Genomic DNA, 297 nt, shown 5'->3' with positions numbered 1-297 from the left:
TATGACCAGCGGCCAGCCAATGACGTCTATTGGCTATGAATTGATAGTGATTTCAGCGTGCGTGCTGGGGGGCGTTTCGCTGAAAGGTGGCATCGGAAAAATCTCATATGTGGTAGCCGGGGTGTTGATCCTCGGGACGGTTGAAAACGCAATGAACCTGCTGAACATTTCTCCGTTCGCCCAGTACGTTGTCCGTGGCCTAATCCTGCTGGCGGCGGTGATCTTCGACCGTTACAAGCAAAAAGCGAAGCGTGCTATTTGATGATTTAACGGCCAACTTTTTAGTTTAGCTTCTCC

General features: G+C 50.5%; 1 pseudogene. It reads left to right on the top strand.

What is annotated here, in order from left to right:
• Window positions 1–262, top strand: a pseudogene (araH, locus tag FDW95_RS24080) (arabinose ABC transporter permease AraH); the annotation flags it as partial.
• Window positions 263–297 lie beyond the last annotated feature (35 nt).

Origin of the sequence: Citrobacter sp. wls718 (genome assembly GCF_005280945.1) — a bacterium.
GTDB classification, from domain to species: domain Bacteria; phylum Pseudomonadota; class Gammaproteobacteria; order Enterobacterales; family Enterobacteriaceae; genus Citrobacter; species Citrobacter gillenii.
Note: the sequence above shows the minus strand (reverse complement) of the source record. Positions and strands in the feature narration are given on the sequence as shown.